Source organism: Streptomyces sp. CNQ085 (genome assembly GCF_022614595.1).
Taxonomy (GTDB): Bacteria; Actinomycetota; Actinomycetes; order Streptomycetales; family Streptomycetaceae; genus Streptomyces.
Genome location: NZ_JAJFAU010000042.1, coordinates 16,099 through 30,846 on the forward strand (window position 1 = coordinate 16,099; position 14,748 = coordinate 30,846).

12 protein-coding genes are annotated in these 14,748 nt (G+C 71.5%); 7 read left to right on the forward strand and 5 right to left on the reverse strand.

What is annotated here, in order from left to right:
- The first annotated feature begins 158 nt into the window (after positions 1 to 158).
- The 4 genes from LJ221_RS10215 to LJ221_RS10230 all read left to right on the forward strand — a co-directional run bounded on the left by LJ221_RS10215 (position 159) and on the right by LJ221_RS10230 (position 5,294).
- Positions 159 to 1,406: an acyltransferase gene (locus tag LJ221_RS10215; RefSeq protein WP_241715553.1), complete on the forward strand. Its 1,248-nt coding sequence runs from the start codon at positions 159 to 161 to the stop codon at positions 1,404 to 1,406.
- A complete protein-coding gene (locus LJ221_RS10220; RefSeq protein ID WP_241715554.1) occupies positions 1,403 to 2,188 on the forward strand; it encodes a thioesterase II family protein in 786 nt (261 codons plus the stop codon). Before LJ221_RS10215 ends, LJ221_RS10220 begins: the two co-directional genes overlap by 4 nt.
- Positions 2,185 to 3,744 carry a class I SAM-dependent methyltransferase gene (locus LJ221_RS10225; protein ID WP_241715555.1) on the forward strand — a complete coding sequence of 520 codons (1,560 nt, stop codon included), beginning with the start codon at positions 2,185 to 2,187 and terminating at the stop codon, positions 3,742 to 3,744. The genes LJ221_RS10220 and LJ221_RS10225 overlap by 4 nt, the downstream gene beginning before the upstream one ends.
- Positions 3,745 to 3,911: 167 nt before the next feature.
- Positions 3,912 to 5,294 (forward strand): FAD-binding oxidoreductase, encoded by a 1,383-nt coding sequence (locus LJ221_RS10230; protein ID WP_241715556.1) that lies wholly within the window; start codon positions 3,912 to 3,914, stop codon positions 5,292 to 5,294.
- Between the two features lie 315 nt (positions 5,295 to 5,609).
- Here the strand turns inward: LJ221_RS10230 and LJ221_RS10235 are convergent, their stop codons facing one another.
- The 3 genes from LJ221_RS10235 to LJ221_RS10245 all read right to left on the reverse strand — a co-directional run bounded on the left by LJ221_RS10235 (position 5,610) and on the right by LJ221_RS10245 (position 9,591).
- A complete protein-coding gene (locus tag LJ221_RS10235) occupies positions 5,610 to 7,208 on the reverse strand; it encodes an MFS transporter (protein WP_241715557.1) in 1,599 nt (532 codons plus the stop codon).
- Between the two features lie 73 nt (positions 7,209 to 7,281).
- A complete protein-coding gene (locus LJ221_RS10240; protein ID WP_241715560.1) occupies positions 7,282 to 8,673 on the reverse strand; it encodes an FAD-binding oxidoreductase in 1,392 nt (463 codons plus the stop codon).
- A gap of 462 nt (positions 8,674 to 9,135) precedes the next feature.
- Positions 9,136 to 9,591, reverse strand: coding sequence for a MarR family transcriptional regulator (locus LJ221_RS10245; protein WP_241715562.1), 456 nt, complete (start codon positions 9,589 to 9,591; stop codon positions 9,136 to 9,138).
- 121 nt (positions 9,592 to 9,712) lie between these two features.
- Between LJ221_RS10245 and LJ221_RS10250 the strand changes: the two genes are divergently transcribed.
- A complete protein-coding gene (locus tag LJ221_RS10250; protein WP_241715564.1) occupies positions 9,713 to 10,618 on the forward strand; it encodes an NADP-dependent oxidoreductase in 906 nt (301 codons plus the stop codon).
- Positions 10,619 to 10,978: 360 nt separating this feature from the next.
- Here the strand turns inward: LJ221_RS10250 and LJ221_RS10255 are convergent, their stop codons facing one another.
- Entirely contained in the window at positions 10,979 to 11,191 is a 213-nt protein-coding gene (locus LJ221_RS10255) for a hypothetical protein (protein ID WP_241715566.1), read from the reverse strand.
- A 207-nt stretch (positions 11,192 to 11,398) separates the two neighbouring features.
- On the opposite strand from LJ221_RS10255, the gene LJ221_RS10260 reads away from it, so the two are divergent.
- Both LJ221_RS10260 and LJ221_RS10265 read left to right on the forward strand, forming a co-directional pair.
- Entirely contained in the window at positions 11,399 to 13,747 is a 2,349-nt protein-coding gene (locus tag LJ221_RS10260; protein ID WP_241715568.1) for a DNA-binding transcriptional regulator, read from the forward strand.
- Positions 13,748 to 13,759: 12 nt separating this feature from the next.
- On the forward strand, positions 13,760 to 14,317 hold the full coding sequence (locus LJ221_RS10265; RefSeq protein WP_241715570.1) for an XRE family transcriptional regulator: 558 nt from the start codon (positions 13,760 to 13,762) through the stop codon (positions 14,315 to 14,317).
- On the opposite strand, the gene LJ221_RS10270 is transcribed toward LJ221_RS10265, so the two are convergent.
- On the reverse strand, positions 14,283 to 14,555 hold the full coding sequence (locus tag LJ221_RS10270) for a hypothetical protein (RefSeq protein WP_241715572.1): 273 nt from the start codon (positions 14,553 to 14,555) through the stop codon (positions 14,283 to 14,285). The two genes, LJ221_RS10265 and LJ221_RS10270, sit on opposite strands and share 35 nt — an antisense overlap.
- Positions 14,556 to 14,748: the final 193 nt, after the last annotated feature.

Here is a 14,748-nt window from a genome sequence, read left to right on the forward strand (position 1 = left end):
CCCCCCCCCCCCCCCCCCCCCCCCCCCCCCCCCCCCCCCCCCCCCCCTCCCCGTCGTCGTGCCGCGCGCCACCGGAACACCGCAATCCCAAAGATGCGGGGAGGGACGCCCGCCGAGAGGCTGGGCCCCATCCTTTCGCTGATCAGGGGGTCGGTCCGGTGGCCATCACCACGTCCAACTCTTCCGAGGCCGTCAGCAGCACCCGCAGCACCCGGCGCCGGTTCTTCCCGGAGCTCGAGGGAATGCGCGGGCTCGCGGCCATGGGAGTGCTCTTCACGCACGTCGCGTTCAGTTCCGGCATGGTCGGGTTCATGGACCAGGAGCCCAACGGGTTCCTCGGCGTCATGCTCCAACAGCTCCACGTGAGCCTGCCCATCTTCTTCGTACTCTCGGGCATGCTGCTGTACCGGCCCTTCGCCCTCGCCACCATCGCCGGCACTCCCAAGCCGGAGATCAAGCCCTACTTCTGGCGCCGTGCGCTGCGCACCCTGCCCGCTTACTGGGTGCTCGTCGCCGTCGCGCTGCTCACCCTCAACCGCGACGGTGTGCACAGCCTGTGGCAGATCATCCGCCCCGTACTTCTGCTGCAGGTCTACCAGCTTGAGGCCCGCCTCGTCGGCCAGGGATTGGAGCAGACCTGGACCCTGGCCACCGAGGTCGCGTTTTACGCCGTGCTGCCGCTCCTGGCCTGGGCCCTCAACCGGTTCGCCCGCTCGGCCTCCGACCCGGGCGTTCGTGTCCGCCGCATCCTGTGGGGCCTGAGCCCGCTCGTCGTCATCGGCTTCGTGTACGCCTGGTACACCTTCCTGCCCTCCATGGGCGTCTACCCCATCCAGAACGAGTGGCCGCCGAAGTGGCTCGGGTTCATCGCCGTCGGTATGGGTCTGGCCGCGCTCTCCGCGGGGGCCGAGGTCGCCCCCGACCGTGTCCCGGCCTTCTACCGCTTCGTGCAGAACAACCCGCTCTGGTGCTGGGGTCTCGCGGCGGGCGTCTACGTCGTGGCCTGTGTCCGGCCGATCGGTGAGCCCGGATACGCGGACTACCCGTCGATGGCCGGCGGTATGACCGAGCACTTCCTCTACACGCTCTTCGGTCTCCTCCTCGTCGCCCCGGTCACCGTGCCGACCCCCTCACGCTTCGTCGTCGCGGTCATGAGCAACCCCGTGATGCGCTTCCTCGGCCGCATCTCCTACGGCCTGTACCTCTGGCACATCGCCATCATCTACTTCTGGCGCGGTGACCTGATGCCGAGAGGCAGCTTCCTGGAGCTGATCGCCGTCACCCTCGGCGGATCGATCGTCCTGGCCACGGCCAGCTACTACCTCGTCGAGGCCCCCGCCATGCGGCTGCGCGAGCGTCTCGGCAAGGCATCCGCCGGACCCAGCGTCGAGACGATCGTGCGGTGAGCTGGATCCGCACGCTGCGGACCGCTCCCCCCGGAGCGGTCCGCCTGGTGTGCCTGCCCCACGCGGGCGGCTCCGCCCACGCCTACCTGCCACTCGCCGAGGCCCTCGGCCCCGGGACGGAGGTGCTGGCCGCCCAGTACCCCGGCCGCCACGACCGACTGGCCGAACTTCCCCTGGGGGACCTGAGACTGATGGCCGGCCACATCGCCGCCTGTCTCGGCCCGCTGCGGGACGCGCCGCTGGCCCTCTTCGGCCACAGCCTCGGTGCACTCCTCGGGTACGAGGTCGCCGCCCGCCTCCAGGCCACCGGACCGGCACCGGTGCACCTCTTCGCCTCGGCGATGCTCGCGCCTTCGCGCCACCGCCACGGCGGGGTCCACCTGCGCGACGACGACGGCATCCTCGCCGAGCTCGACCGGCTCAGCGGCACGCCGGCCCGCTCGTCCGTCGAGGAGTCCCTGCTGCGCCTGATGCTGCCGGCGATCCGCGGCGACTACCGGGCCTTCGAGACGTACACCGACCCAGGACACCTGCTGAGTTGTCCGGTCACCGTCTTCCTGGGGGACGCCGACCCGCTCGTCACACCCGACGAGGCCCGCGCGTGGGCGCGGCATACCACCGGCCCCGGCACCCTCCGGATACTGCCCGGCGGCCACTTCTATCTGACCGAGCCCGGGAACACGGCGGAGATCGCCCGTGTGGTGTCCGCACGGCTCGCGGACATCACCGAGTCGGCCCGGCACCCGGCGCCCGCCCCAGCCAGAGAAGGGATCCGCACATGAGCCACCCGCCGACCCCCCCGACGGCCGCCGACCTCCTCGGCGCCTTTTCCCAGGCCCCGGGCGAGCGGCTGGGGGAGGAGTTCCTACGCCTGGCCGGCGCCGTGTGGTCTCCCGGGGGACCGGTGGACGGCGCCGCGGACCGGATCCCCGAGCTCGTCGCGGCGCTCGACGAGGGCGACGCCCGGCGCACGGGCTACCTGACCGTCCTCCTCGGCCTGCTCGCCGAGTCCGAGTACCGCGATCACCCGGCCGGTGACGGGCCGGTCCGCGCCGCCGTCCGCCAGGGTCTCGACCGCTACCTGGAGCTCCTCGGCCGCAGCGGCCCAGCCACCCCCCTGACCCTCGCTCTGGTCTATCTGCTGGCGCACTTCCCGGAGGACCGGGTGCGCGTGCTGGCCGCGGCCAGCACCGAGGAACTCGCCCTCGACGAGCACGACCTCACGCGCCTGGAGCGCACGCTCCGTCCGCTCGACCCGCACGCCCCCGACCTCGGCCGCTGCTGGCCCTCGCCCGCCGCGTGGAACCTCAACGACGACGAGCGAAGCTTCGACCAGGAGTGGATCAGGACGCTCACACCCGAGCAGACCGCCGCCAACTGGGACAACGACACCCGAACCGTTCTCGCCTACGCGGGCATGCGGGCCTACTGGGCTGTCCGCCACGGCTCCGTGAACGAGACCTCCTACCCGGCACCCGCCGTGACGGCCACCACCGCCGGCGAACTGGGACCCGAGGCGTTCGCCCGCCACGCCGACGCCCTGCGCTGCCCGTCCTGCGCCGGGCGGCTCGACTGCGCCGACGGTGTCCGCTGCACCTCCTGCACCGCATCCTTCCCCCTCGCCCGGGGCCTGCTCGACCTCTCCCGGGGCACGACCCAATCCCAGGCGTCCGAAGAGGACGACACCGCCGACTTGTTGCAGAAGCTGGCCGCCATGCCGAGCATGGGCGTCTACTACGAGACGGTGCTGCGTCCCGCGTTCCTCCGGATCGCCGGACTCAACTGGGACGACGCCGTCACTCCGGCCGACGAGGACGCCTACCTCCGCACGCACACCCGGCCCGTCGACGGGCCCGTGCTCGACCTGTGCGCCGGAGCCGGCCGCTGGACGGCCGTCCTGGAGGGTGCCGTCGGCACCGAGCGACTGATCGCCCAGGACCTGGGCCTGCCCATGCTCACCGCGCTGCGCCGCGCGCTGCCCCAGGTGCCCGCCGTCGTGGCCAGTGCGCTCACCCTGCCCTACGCCGACGCCAGCCTCGGCGCCGTCAACTGCTGGAACGCTCTGCAGGCGTTCCCCGAGCAGGCCGACACCGCCATCGCCGAGATCGGCCGCGTTCTCAAGCCGGGTGGCACGCTCACCCTGCTCACCTTCCGCTGGGCCGACGACCCGGTCGACCGTTACTTCCAGGGGGCGCACTACTTCCCCAGCCGTCCCGCCGGAATGCTCCTGTTCGAACCGGAGCAGATTCGCGGCTGGCTCGCCGACGCGGGCCTGACCATCCGTCATCAGTCGGGCACCGGCTCCTTCGTCTTCATAACCGCCGAACGCGCCGCCTAGCGCTGTGGCGGGAAAGGTCTGCCGGCGCTCTCATGGCGCCCGGCGCTCCCTCCGGCGGTACGCCGTGGGGAGCAGCCCCCGGCTCCGTGCCACGGCCGGTCCTCCTCCCCGGCGGACCGGCCGCCCGCTGCCTCCTCCCCACCGATCCGACGCCGGAGGAACCCACCATGACCACTGCCGGCGAGCACCCCGTAGCCCTCGCACGGCGCGGCGAGGCCGCGTACCGGGCGGCCACCCGGGTGTTCAACCTCTCCGCCCCGGTGGCCCCCGCGGTCGCCGTCACCGCGCGCTCCGCCGAGGAGATCCGCGCCGCGATCGACCACGCCCGCACCGCTGGGCTGGGCGTGCGGGTCCATGCGACCGGACACGCCGCCGCAACCGCGCGCCCCATGGACCACGCCCTGCTCATCCGCACCGAACTCGCCGAGGAGGTCGTGGTGGATCCGCAGCGCGGGATCGCGAGGGTTCCCGCCGGCACCCGCTGGGGAGCGGTGGTCGAGGCGGCCGCCCCCCACGGCCTGGCCGCGCCGCACGGCTCCTCCCCCACCGTAGGGGCTGTCGGCTACCTCCTGGGCGGCGGCCTGAGCATGTACGCACGCCACACGGGCCTGGCCGCCAACAGCGTGCGGGCGGTCGAACTCGTGACCGCCGACGGCGAGTTGCGCCGGGTCGACGCGACGCACGATCCTGAGCTGTTCCATGCGCTGCGCGGAGGCGGCGGCGGCCTCGGTGTCGTCACAGCGGTCGAGGTGGCCCTCTTCCCGGTCGCGGGAGTGGTGACCGGCGCGGCCTTCTGGCCCGCCGCGAACGCCGAACGGCTACTGCCGATCTGGCGCGCGTGGACCGCGCGCGCCCCGCGCGAGGTCACCACCTCGGTCCGTGTGATGAACCTGCCCAGCCTCCCCGAAGTCCCCGCGGTGCTCAGGGCAGGCCCCGTCGTGTGCCTGGACGGTGTCGTCATCGCCCCGGGTACGGAGGACCTGGACACGGCCCGCCGTCAGGCGGCGGACCTGCTCGGCCCACTGCGCGCGGCCACCGCCCCCCTCATGGACACCTGGCACGAGGCCGGGCCCCTCGCTGTGCCGGAGACTCACATGGACCCGCCCGAGCCCGTGCCGGTGCTCGGCGACCACCTGCTCCTGGGCGAGCTCGGCGACGAGGGCGTCGCCGCCTTCCTGCGTGCCACTGTCGACCGGCCCCGCAGCGCGCTCACCGTCGCCGAACTGCGGCAGCTCGGCGGTAGTCTTGCCGAGGCTCCCGCGGGCTCCGGCGCACTCGGCCGGCTGGACGCCCACTTCGCATACTCCGGGGCCGGAGTGCCCGGCTTCGGCGGTACTGAGGAGGAGATCCGCGCGCACTGTGCCGAAGTCCGGACTCACCTCGGCCCATGGGACACCGGCCGGACCGCTCCGACATTCGTCGCGGGCCTGGAGCAGCCCCAGGGGCACCTGACGTCCGAGACGGTCCTCGCCGTCGACCGGGTCCGCGCCCGCGTCGACCCCGAGGGCCTGTTCCGCGGAGACATAGCACCGGGCTGTTCGGCCGCGTGAACCGACGGCCGCGGCGCGGCGTGCCGAACGGTCTCGGGAACAGCGCCCGCCGTAGTTCGGCCGCCGTCAGACCGTCCCGCTCGGTCGGCAGGCCCTGACCGTCCGGATCAGGATTTTCCCCCGCCGTCATCGTGCGGGCCCCCGGTTCGGCTCGCCGGGGCCCTGAGGGCGGGGCCCGGCGAGCCGAAGGGTGCCGCAGGGAGAGCGGACCGGGCACGATCACGGCATCCGGTTCCGGCCAGGCGCACAGGAGCGTGAGCCTGGCCGGCCGAGCGCGGGATCCGGGAGCGGGTGGAGCCGAACCGCTCCGCCGTCTCAGCTCGCCGAGGCGGGATCGGGCCGGGCCTCGGAGGTGGTCTCTCCAGGGGGCTCCGCCACGGGCGCCTCCGTGTCCGGCGCGCCGAGCGGCGGCACGTGGCGCAGGACGACCGCGATGAGGACGGCCACCCCGGTCAGGAGGACGGCGGTGAGACCCACGACGGTGTGCAGGCCGGTGACGTACGCTTTCGACGCCGCGTCACTCAGTCCGGCCGCGAGTCCCTCAGGCAGCGTGCGGACTGCGGAAGCGGCGCCGGCCACGCTCTCCCGGGCGCTGTCCACGGCCGATGCGGGCAGGCCCGCGGGCAGCGTTCCGGCGACCACGTGCCGGTAGACGGCCGTGCCGAGGGTACCGACGACGGCGATGCCCAGCCCATAGCCGAATTCGTTGCCGGTCTGGGAGATCGACCCGGCGGCACCGGCCTTTTCCGGCGGGGCGGAGCCGACCACCAGGTTGGTTCCGAGGGAGACGAGCGGCCCGCCGCCGAGCCCGTTGAGCGTCCAGCCGACCACCAGCCACACCGTGCCGGAACCCGGCTCCGCCCCGAGCATCAGGACGAACCCGGTGACCACCAGGGCAAGGCCGCCCGCGATGAGGTAGGCGGGCCGGATCCGGCGGGCCAGGATCGGCGACACGGTGATGCCCGCGATCGAGGCCGCCATGCCGGGCAGCAGCCCGAGGCCCGAGGCGAGCGGCGTCATCCCCTCCACAGCCTGGAAGTACTGGGTGATGAACAGCATCGCGGTGCCGGTGAGCATGCTGTACAGGAGCATGCTCACCACCGCGGTGCTGAACGAGGTGTCGCCGAACAGCCTCAGGTCGAGCAGAGGGTCGCGGAGGGTCTTCTGGCGCCGGACGAAGAGGACGCCGACGAGGATTCCGGCGACGAGGGCGAGGAGAGGAAGAGGGGCGAGGCCCTGGCGGGCGGTCTCCTTCAGGCCGTAGACGAAGGGCAGGACGGCGGCGAGGGAGAGAGCGACGCTGGGCAGGTCAAGCCGTCCGGCCTGCGGGGCCTTGTACTCGGGCAGCAGCACCGGGCCGAGCGCGAGCAGCAGGGCCATGACGGGGACGCCGATCAGGAAGGCAGAGCCCCACCAGAAGTGGTTGAGCAGCACGCCGCCCGCGATCGGGCCGACGATCGCGCCGACTGAGAAGCCTCCGGCCCAGATGCCGATGGCGACGCCCATCTGCTTGGGGTCGCGGAACATGTTGCTGATGAGAGCGAGGGAACTGGGGGCGAGGGTGGCGCCGGAGATGCCCAGGAGGACACGGGCGGCGATGAGGATCTCCGGCGTGGGCGCGAAAGCGGCCAGCAGGCTGGCCAGCCCGAAGACGGCGGCGCCGACGAGGAGGAGTCTGCGGCGGCCGATGCGGTCGCCCAGGGTGCCCATGGTGATGAGGAAGCCGCCGACCATGAACCCGTACATGTCCATGATCCAGAGCTGTTCGGTACTGCTCGCGCCGAGGTCGGAACTGAGCTGGGGCAGCGCCAGCAACAGCACGAACACGTCGAAGGAGACGAGAGTGGCCGTCAGGGCCAGGATGGCCAGGCCCATCCACTCCCGGCGCCCCGCACGTGGGGCGGCCTCTGTCATCACGATCCGGTCCTTTCCTCGCCGGGCTGCCGTCGCCCGGTCTGCGTGCGCATGGTTCGTGGGCCTGCCGGGGTCAGCGGGACTCGTCGGCCGGCGGGATGTTGCTGTTGACACGGAAGACGTTGGTCGGGTCGTATGTGCGCTTGATCGCCCGAAGCCGATCCCAGGTGCCCTCCGGGTAGGCATCCCGGACGCGGGCCTCGCTGTCCTCGGCGAGGAAGTTGACGTACACGCCCGGCCCGCCCTTCTGCAAAGCGGCCGCCAGTTCGTCCGCCCAGCGGGTGTGCGACTCCGCCTCGGCAGGGTCGGTGTACATGGCGGCGACGTTGACCAGGATTCTGCGATCGCGGTGCGCGAACGCCGTCGCTTCCGAGGGCACTCGGGCCATCGCACCGCCGAGCACCCGGATCTGGACCGCCGGCATGACGGCCGTCGAGGATGCCACCCGCTCCAGGACCAGCGTCGCGTCGTCCAGGCCGAAGTCGTCGGTGAGCAGGCTTCGGGCGGCGGCGACCGGGTGGAAGTCCTCGTCCTCGGGCGGATACACACCCGTGTACGGCATCGCCCGGATCATGTCGGCGATCGGCGTGGCCAGCTCGCGGAACGGGGCCAGGGCCTTCTCGGCCTCCTCGCCCTCGCCCGCGTAGACCAGGGTCGCCAGGATGATCGGCGTGCCGTGCAGTTCCTCGGGGACGAACGGCATCGGCGGCGACGGCATCACGTTGGCGATGGTCGACAGCTCTTCGGGGGCTTCGTCCGCGGCTATGACGAATCCGGCGATGATCTCCGGGGTGGCGGGCATGATCAGCATGCCGCCGGTGACGGTCGGCAGCTCGTGCAGCCGGAACTTCAGCCGGGTGACCACGCCGAAGTTGCCGCCGCCGCCGCGGATCGCCCAGAACAGATCCGGCTCGTTCTCGGAGTCGACCAGGCGCACGGTCCCGTCGGCCGTGACCACCTCGGCGGCCAGCAGGTCATCGATGGTCAGGCCGTACTTGCGGACCAGGTAGCCGATGCCGCCACCGACGGTGATGCCGCCCAGACCCACGCTGCCCGTGTCGCCGAAGCCGGTGACCAGGCCGTGCTCGGCCACCTCCTTGCCGTACTCGCCCGCGTTCAGACCGGCCCCGGCCCAGGCCGTCCGGGCCTCGGGGTCGATCTCCAGGCTGTTCAGCGCCGAGGTGTCGAGGACCAGACCGTCGCTGAGGCAGAAGAGGCTGTGTCCGCCGCCCTTGACGGTCAGCGGCAGCCCGTGGTCCCGGGCGAACATGACGATCCGGGCCACATCATCGGCGTCGGACGGCTGCGCGATCATGGCCGGCCGCTGGTCCATCCCACCCAGGTAGACGGTGCGGGCCTGTTCGTAACCAGCATCACCGGGAACGAGGACCTGTCCGCCGACCGCGTTGCGCAGCCGTGTGGCCGCGGCGCCGTCCCACTCGATGACCGTGGGGGTGTTCACCATGAAAAGGTCTCCTCGGATCGTGCTGCGTCATGGCTGAGACGAATGACGGGGCCGTGAGGGCCCGGAACGTTCCTCGCCGGGGGTCAGGGATGCCCACGGCCATCCTGGGTATCAGGCAAGCGGCGACGCATCTCCCATACTGCTGTCCTTGAGGTCGAACACGCCGTCAGCGACCGTGCACAGGTGCTCCACACGTACCTTCTTGGCCGCGTAGTGCCCGATCACGGGGAAACTCCACCGGCCATGGGATCCGGTTCCGCGGTCAGGCAGGGCCGGAGTCCGGCGTGTTCGTTGAGTTCGGTGGCGCGGCGGAGGCCGTGGTCGTGGCATCGGTTGATGCTTTTGGGCCGTATATCGCCCATGTGGCCTGTTGCCTGGTTCCAGGCGGCGGACGCCTGCTCGATAAGGCGTGTTCCGGCTGTGAGAACCGTGCCGGTCTGTGGCGGTCGGCCGCCCCGCGGTTCAGTTCGCGCGGCTGTCGAGGGACCGTGCGACGGAGGCGGCGATGGAGCCGAGCTGCCGCGACTGCTCCTCGGTAAGCCGGCCGAAGACATGCTCGCGCAGGACGGTGCGGTAGAGGGGTGCCGCCTCCGTGTACTTCAGCGCTCCCGCCTCCGTCAGGGACGCGGTCGTGACGCGGGCGTCGGCGGGGTCCTGTTCACGCAGGAGCCAGCCCTGCCCCTCCAGCCGTGAAGCGATGCGGGACAGGTGCGACGGGGTGACACGGGACAGCTCCGCGAGGGATCCCATCGTGCGCTCGCCGTGCTGCGTCAGACACCACAGGATCAGGAACTCGTGGTGGCTCAGCCCTTGCCGCTTGAGCCGTCCTTCCAGCGCGGCCGGGAGCCACAGCAGCACGGACAGCAGCGACTCCCAGGTCTCCGTCTCGGCCGGCGTCAGCTCGTCGTTCGCTTCCACGTGCCCGATCGTAGCGCGCCGACAGTTTCCACGGTAAGTTACACAGAGGTATTTGCGGTGGAAAATTATAGGCGCTAGGTTAGTTTCCACCGCAAGTTAATCCACTGCCGAAGGAGCTCCCATGCGTGCCGCCCGCTACCACGACTACGGCCCTGCCGACATCCTCGTCATCGAAGAGGCCCCCGAACCGCACGCCGGCCCCGGTGAGGTCCGCATCAAGGTCACCGCCGCGAGCGTCAACCCGGTGGACTGGAAGATCCGTTCAGGAGAGGCCCGCTCCCTGTTCCCGGTCGACTTCCCGGTGATTCCGGGCCGTGACGCCGCCGGTGTGGTGGACGAGATCGGTGCGGGCGTCACCGGCGTCGCCCCCGGCGACCGGGTGTTCGGCCTCGGCGGCCTCTTCGGGGCGAGTGCCGAGTACGCCACGCTGTCCGCCTGGGCCGCTGTCCCGGACACCTGGACCACGGAGCAGGCCGCGGGCGCAGGACTCGCCCTCGCCACCGCGGGCCCGGCGCTCGACGCTCTCGGCGACCTGTCCGGCCGCACACTGCTGATCGAAGGGGCAGCCGGTGGCGTGGGCGGCGCCGCCGTGGCGATGGCACTGGCCCGCGGAGCCACCGTCATCGGCACGTCGAGCCCCGGCAAGCACGCCTATCTGCGCACCCTGGGCGCACTGCCCACCGCGTACGGGGAGGGCCTGGCCGACCGGGTGCGCGGCCTCGCCCCGGCCGGGGTGGACGCTGTCGTGGACCTGGCCGCCTCCGGCTCGCTTCCGGACCTGGTCGCCCTGGCCGGCGGCCCGGACCGTGTCGTGACGGTCGCCGACGCCACCCGCGCGGGCGAACTCGGGGTCCGGCACCTCTACGCGGAGAACGACCCCGCGGTGCTCGCGGCCGGCGCCGCACTGGGCAGTCGGGGCGCGTACCTGCCCCACATCGCCGCGGTCTACCCACTGGAGGAGATCGCCCGAGCGCACCGCGACATCGAACGCGGCCACACCCAGGGGAAGATCGTCGTCACGGTGTGACGGCCCCGCCCACCCGGTCCGGCACGAGGTGTGAAATCAGCGGCTCTGCCCCACATTCGGCGGTGACAGGTTATGAGTACGGGGCACCTCTGTCTTGCAAAGGGTGAGGGCGGTGCCCTGGCCTCGATGCTCCGCAACGGACGGCACCACATCGGAGGCGCCGAGGTTGTCGCGCCACGCTCTCACGGACAGGCGCCGAGCCGATCGGTCGCCCCTGGGGAGCTACTGCTGTGGTGCACGGACCTGCGTGTTCGTGATCGGTGGCCTGTCCGTCGCCGCCGTTGCTGTCCGTCGCCACCGAATGTGGGACAGAGCCGAACGTTTGGCAGACCCATCTCTACCGAACCGGGGCGGTTCAGCTCAAGGGAACGGGTGGTCCTCGGTGCTGTACCACCAGGAGGTGCTGGAGATCGTGGTGAAGCTGAAAGCGGCGAGCGGGACGACGATCGGCAGCCAGAAGCGCAGGTCGTCGTCGGCGGGCAGCTGCTGGCCCCGGCGGTCGCCCATGTGGTGCAGGAACCACAGGTACAGCGGGACGCTCACGAGCGCGTACAGCCACAGCACCACCCGCATCGCTCAGTCCGCGGGGCCGATGGACATCCTCCCCTTCGCCATGGTCACGACGGTAGTGACCAGCGCCTCGGGTCGGTGCGCGTTCGTGAGAACAAACCACCAATCCGGCCAGAACACCCGGTCCAACACACTTCGTACGGCATTCGTACGGTAAAAGTACGCAATTCTTACGGTTAATAAGGTAGGGTGTAGGTCAGGAGGTGTTCCATGTCCGAGCTGTTCGACGCGGTCGACGCGCTGGTCGCGTCCCGCTCTCCGCTGCCGCCGGCGGAGGAGCGCAAGCGGCTGCGCACCGCGCACGGCCTGACGCTGGACGAAGTCGCCGCCGCGCTGAAGGTGCGCCGGGCCACGGTGTCCGCCTGGGAGTCGACGAAGAAGCCGACCGAGCCGCGCGGCCCCGAGCGTGAGGCGTACGCACGGCTGCTCAAGCAGCTCGCGGAGCTCTACCCCGCACCCGCAACGCCGAAAGAGTCGGCTGCCCCGGTACCTGCCACGTTCACCAGCGCGCCCGACTCGGCAGGCGAAATGCCAGAGGTTCCGGAGTCCCTGAACGACGAAGTAGTCGAATCCCTTCGCCCCACCAGGTCGCGCCGTCCTGGGACGCAGAAGGCAGCCCCGTCGGAAGCGCGGGTTCTGTCCACAGGGGAGGCGTCCGAGGCTGCGGCCATGACTGCAACCGAGAACACCCAGACTCCTGCCCCTGTCGCCGCTGCTCCGGCGGCCGCGCCTCGTCCGGCGCGCACCACCAGGACGTCGTCGACGTCGCGCCGCCCGGGTGCGAAGAAGGCGGCCCCGGCCGGTGCCCCGGCAGGCTCCGCCGATCCGCGGTTCGAGAACGGGCCGCTGGCGGTCGTCGATGTCGAGGACGGGAAAGTGCTGGCGTACTGCGTCGGCGGCCTGGTCCTGGACGTGCCCGCCAAGAGCATCCCGGCACTGGTCGACTGGACGCTGCGCGAGGCCAAGCTCGGTCAGCCCAAGCTGTCCGGGCCGGGCAAGGACGCCGACCCGCTGCTCGTGCTCACCGAGGCCGCCCTGGAGCGCTACGGCCTGCCCGTCACGCTCACGGAGGAGGAGCGGCTCGCCGGGCGGATCCCGGAGGACCACAAGGTCATCAAGCAGCTCGCGCGCGCGGAGTGGAAGCTGACCAAGCGCGGCTTCGGCCCGTGGGCGAGGATCTACCGCCCCGCCACCGGTTCTGAGCGGGCCTGCGTCCAGCTGTGCATCCCCTCCTGGAGCGCGCTGGACACCCGGCACTGGGGTGAGGCCGGGCAGCTCCCGCCGGCCGAGCTCGCCCGGGTCCTGGGCGTGTACGCCTCGCGGGTGATGACGCCGCGCGGATCAACCGCGGTGACCGGTCTGGAGCTGATGACCGCCCTGCACCCGCCGACGCGCGCCTCCGAGCCGGACGCGACGGGGAAGCGGCACTCCGAGCACAACCCCGGCTCGCTGGGCAAGGACGCCATCGACCCGATGAACTGGCCGCCGTGCGAGGTCCCCGACGGCCACCCGGTCCTCAAGGACCTGCCGCGCTTCCACGTCCGCGGCCCCGGCGAGAAGCTGTTCGAGGAGGCGTACGACTGGGCGCGGCCGATGACCGATGCCGAGTGCACCCTGCGCCACCTGGTCGGCATCGACGTCAACATGGCCTTCGCCGCCGGCGCCAACGGCCTGAACGTCGGCCTGGGCGAGGCGACGCACGTCAAGAACCCGGTCTTCGACCCGAAGCTGCCCGGCTCGTGGCTGGTCGACCTGTCCCACGTCGACCTGTCCCGCGTGAAGGTCGGCAAGGAGTGGCTGGAGCTGGACGGCAGCCTGCTGCCCAGCCCGTTCACGCCGAAGGGCGAGCGCCCGGAAGGGCCGGCCTGGTACGCGACACCGACCGTGGCGTACGCGGCGGAGCTCGGCTACGAGGTGCGCCCGATCGAGGCGTGGGTCCGGTACGAGAACGGCCGCTACCTGGACGGCTGGTACCAGCGGCTGCGCGACGCCTACCTCGCCACGATGGCCGACCTCGGCGTCGACGCCGACCTCTCCCCGGCCGACTTCCTCGCCGCGATGGACGGCTACAAGGACCGCGACCCGGAGCTGGGACTCGTCATCTCGGCGATCAAGGCCACGGTGAAGGGCGGCCTGGGCAAGCTGCGTGAGCGGCCCCGGGGCGAGGGCTGGCGGCCCGGCCGGCCGTGGCGGGCCCTGTCCCGCCCGACGTGGCGGCCCGACATCCGGGCGGCGGTCATCTCCCGCACCCGGATCAACCTGCACCGCAAGATCGCCCGCCACGCGGCGTTCACCGGCCGGTACCCGGTCGCGATCCTGTCCGACTGCGTCGTCTACGCGGCAGGCGGGCCCTCGCCGCTGGACTTCCTGCCCTACCGGGACGGCAAGCCGCTGCCCGGCGGCTTCAAGCTCGGCATCAACCCCGGCCTGGTCAAGCACGAGGGCACCCAGTCCGTCCTGTGGGGCGAGGAGGTCCGCGACCGGTTCAACGCCCCCGAGCTCAACCTCGCCCGGTACATCAAGGACGGCACCGTCACCGACGTCGACAACGGAGAGTAGGAGTAGGCCACGATGAGCCTGTTCGGGGACGGCCTGGAGAAGGCGGTGCACAAGGCGTTCACCCGCCCGGCACCGAAGTCGGCCGGCGCGCAGATGCGGTACCTGGTCAAGCAGCTCAAGGGCACGAAGGCGGTCGCCCAGACGCTGCGGGTCTCCCAGCGCACCGTCGAGCGGTACGTGAAGGACCAGATCAAGAAGCCCCGCCCGGACCTCGCCGCGCGCTTGGAGCGTGAGGTGAAGAAGCGCTGGCAGCCGCAGATCCGGGCCAAGGCCAAGGTGAAGGCGGCGACCACCGGCGGCATCGTCATCGACGCCCGCGCCCGCATGGGTTACACCGCGCCGATCGGGTCGACGGACCAGGACCGCATCCGGCACCTGACCGTCGCGCTGCCCCCGCAGTACGCCGCCCGCCTCTTCGACGCTCAGGAACAGGGGGCCAGCGACGCCCGCCTCCAGGAGATCGCGGCCGAAGCGCTCAAGGAGGTGTACTTCCAGGACGGCGGCCGCCGCGCCGGCAGCCTGGAGGAGGTCCGCTTCACCGACATCGAACACCTCGAGTTCGAGCTGTAGCAGCCGCGCCCCGGAACAGCCCGCGAGCCCGGACCGATACGGTCCGGGCTCGCTCGCGTGTCCGCAGGGGTTGGATGGCCGAGGACTGTCTGCCCATCAGCTCGTTGAGCAGGGCGACAACGACGACGCCGATGCCGATCGCCGCTCCGAGCGCCGGGTGATACAGGGCGACGACGACGGTTAACGCACCCACCAGCAGCAGCACCACCATGCGCACGCTGATCTGGTCGTTGTTCATGAAACCCGCCTCTCCCTGGCCGCGCAGGAGGGGTGAACCGCCCCGGGTCGGATGGAGGCTCGATTTCATGAATGGATCGGGTCATGGCACGACCTTCCCGTTACCCGCTTGAGCTGCGCCGTCGTGCGGTGCGCATGGTCGCCGAGGTGCGCGGCGACTACCCGACCGAGACGGCCGCTCTGCGGGCGGTCAC

What these genes read in the sequence shown, in the direction of transcription:
- LJ221_RS10225 (WP_241715555.1), top strand. Translation starts at nt 2,185, where the DNA reads ATGAGCCACCCGCCGACCCCCCCGACGGCCGCCGACCTCCTCGGCGCC.
- LJ221_RS10230 (WP_241715556.1), top strand. Translation starts at nt 3,912, where the DNA reads ATGACCACTGCCGGCGAGCACCCCGTAGCCCTCGCACGGCGCGGCGAG.
- LJ221_RS10235 (WP_241715557.1), bottom strand. Translation starts at nt 7,208, where the DNA reads ATGACAGAGGCCGCCCCACGTGCGGGGCGCCGGGAGTGGATGGGCCTG.
- LJ221_RS10240 (WP_241715560.1), bottom strand. Translation starts at nt 8,673, where the DNA reads ATGGTGAACACCCCCACGGTCATCGAGTGGGACGGCGCCGCGGCCACA.
- LJ221_RS10250 (WP_241715564.1), top strand. Translation starts at nt 9,713, where the DNA reads ATGCGTGCCGCCCGCTACCACGACTACGGCCCTGCCGACATCCTCGTC.
- LJ221_RS10255 (WP_241715566.1), bottom strand. Translation starts at nt 11,191, where the DNA reads ATGCGGGTGGTGCTGTGGCTGTACGCGCTCGTGAGCGTCCCGCTGTAC.
- LJ221_RS10260 (WP_241715568.1), top strand. Translation starts at nt 11,399, where the DNA reads ATGTCCGAGCTGTTCGACGCGGTCGACGCGCTGGTCGCGTCCCGCTCT.
- LJ221_RS10265 (WP_241715570.1), top strand. Translation starts at nt 13,760, where the DNA reads ATGAGCCTGTTCGGGGACGGCCTGGAGAAGGCGGTGCACAAGGCGTTC.
- LJ221_RS10270 (WP_241715572.1), bottom strand. Translation starts at nt 14,555, where the DNA reads ATGAACAACGACCAGATCAGCGTGCGCATGGTGGTGCTGCTGCTGGTG.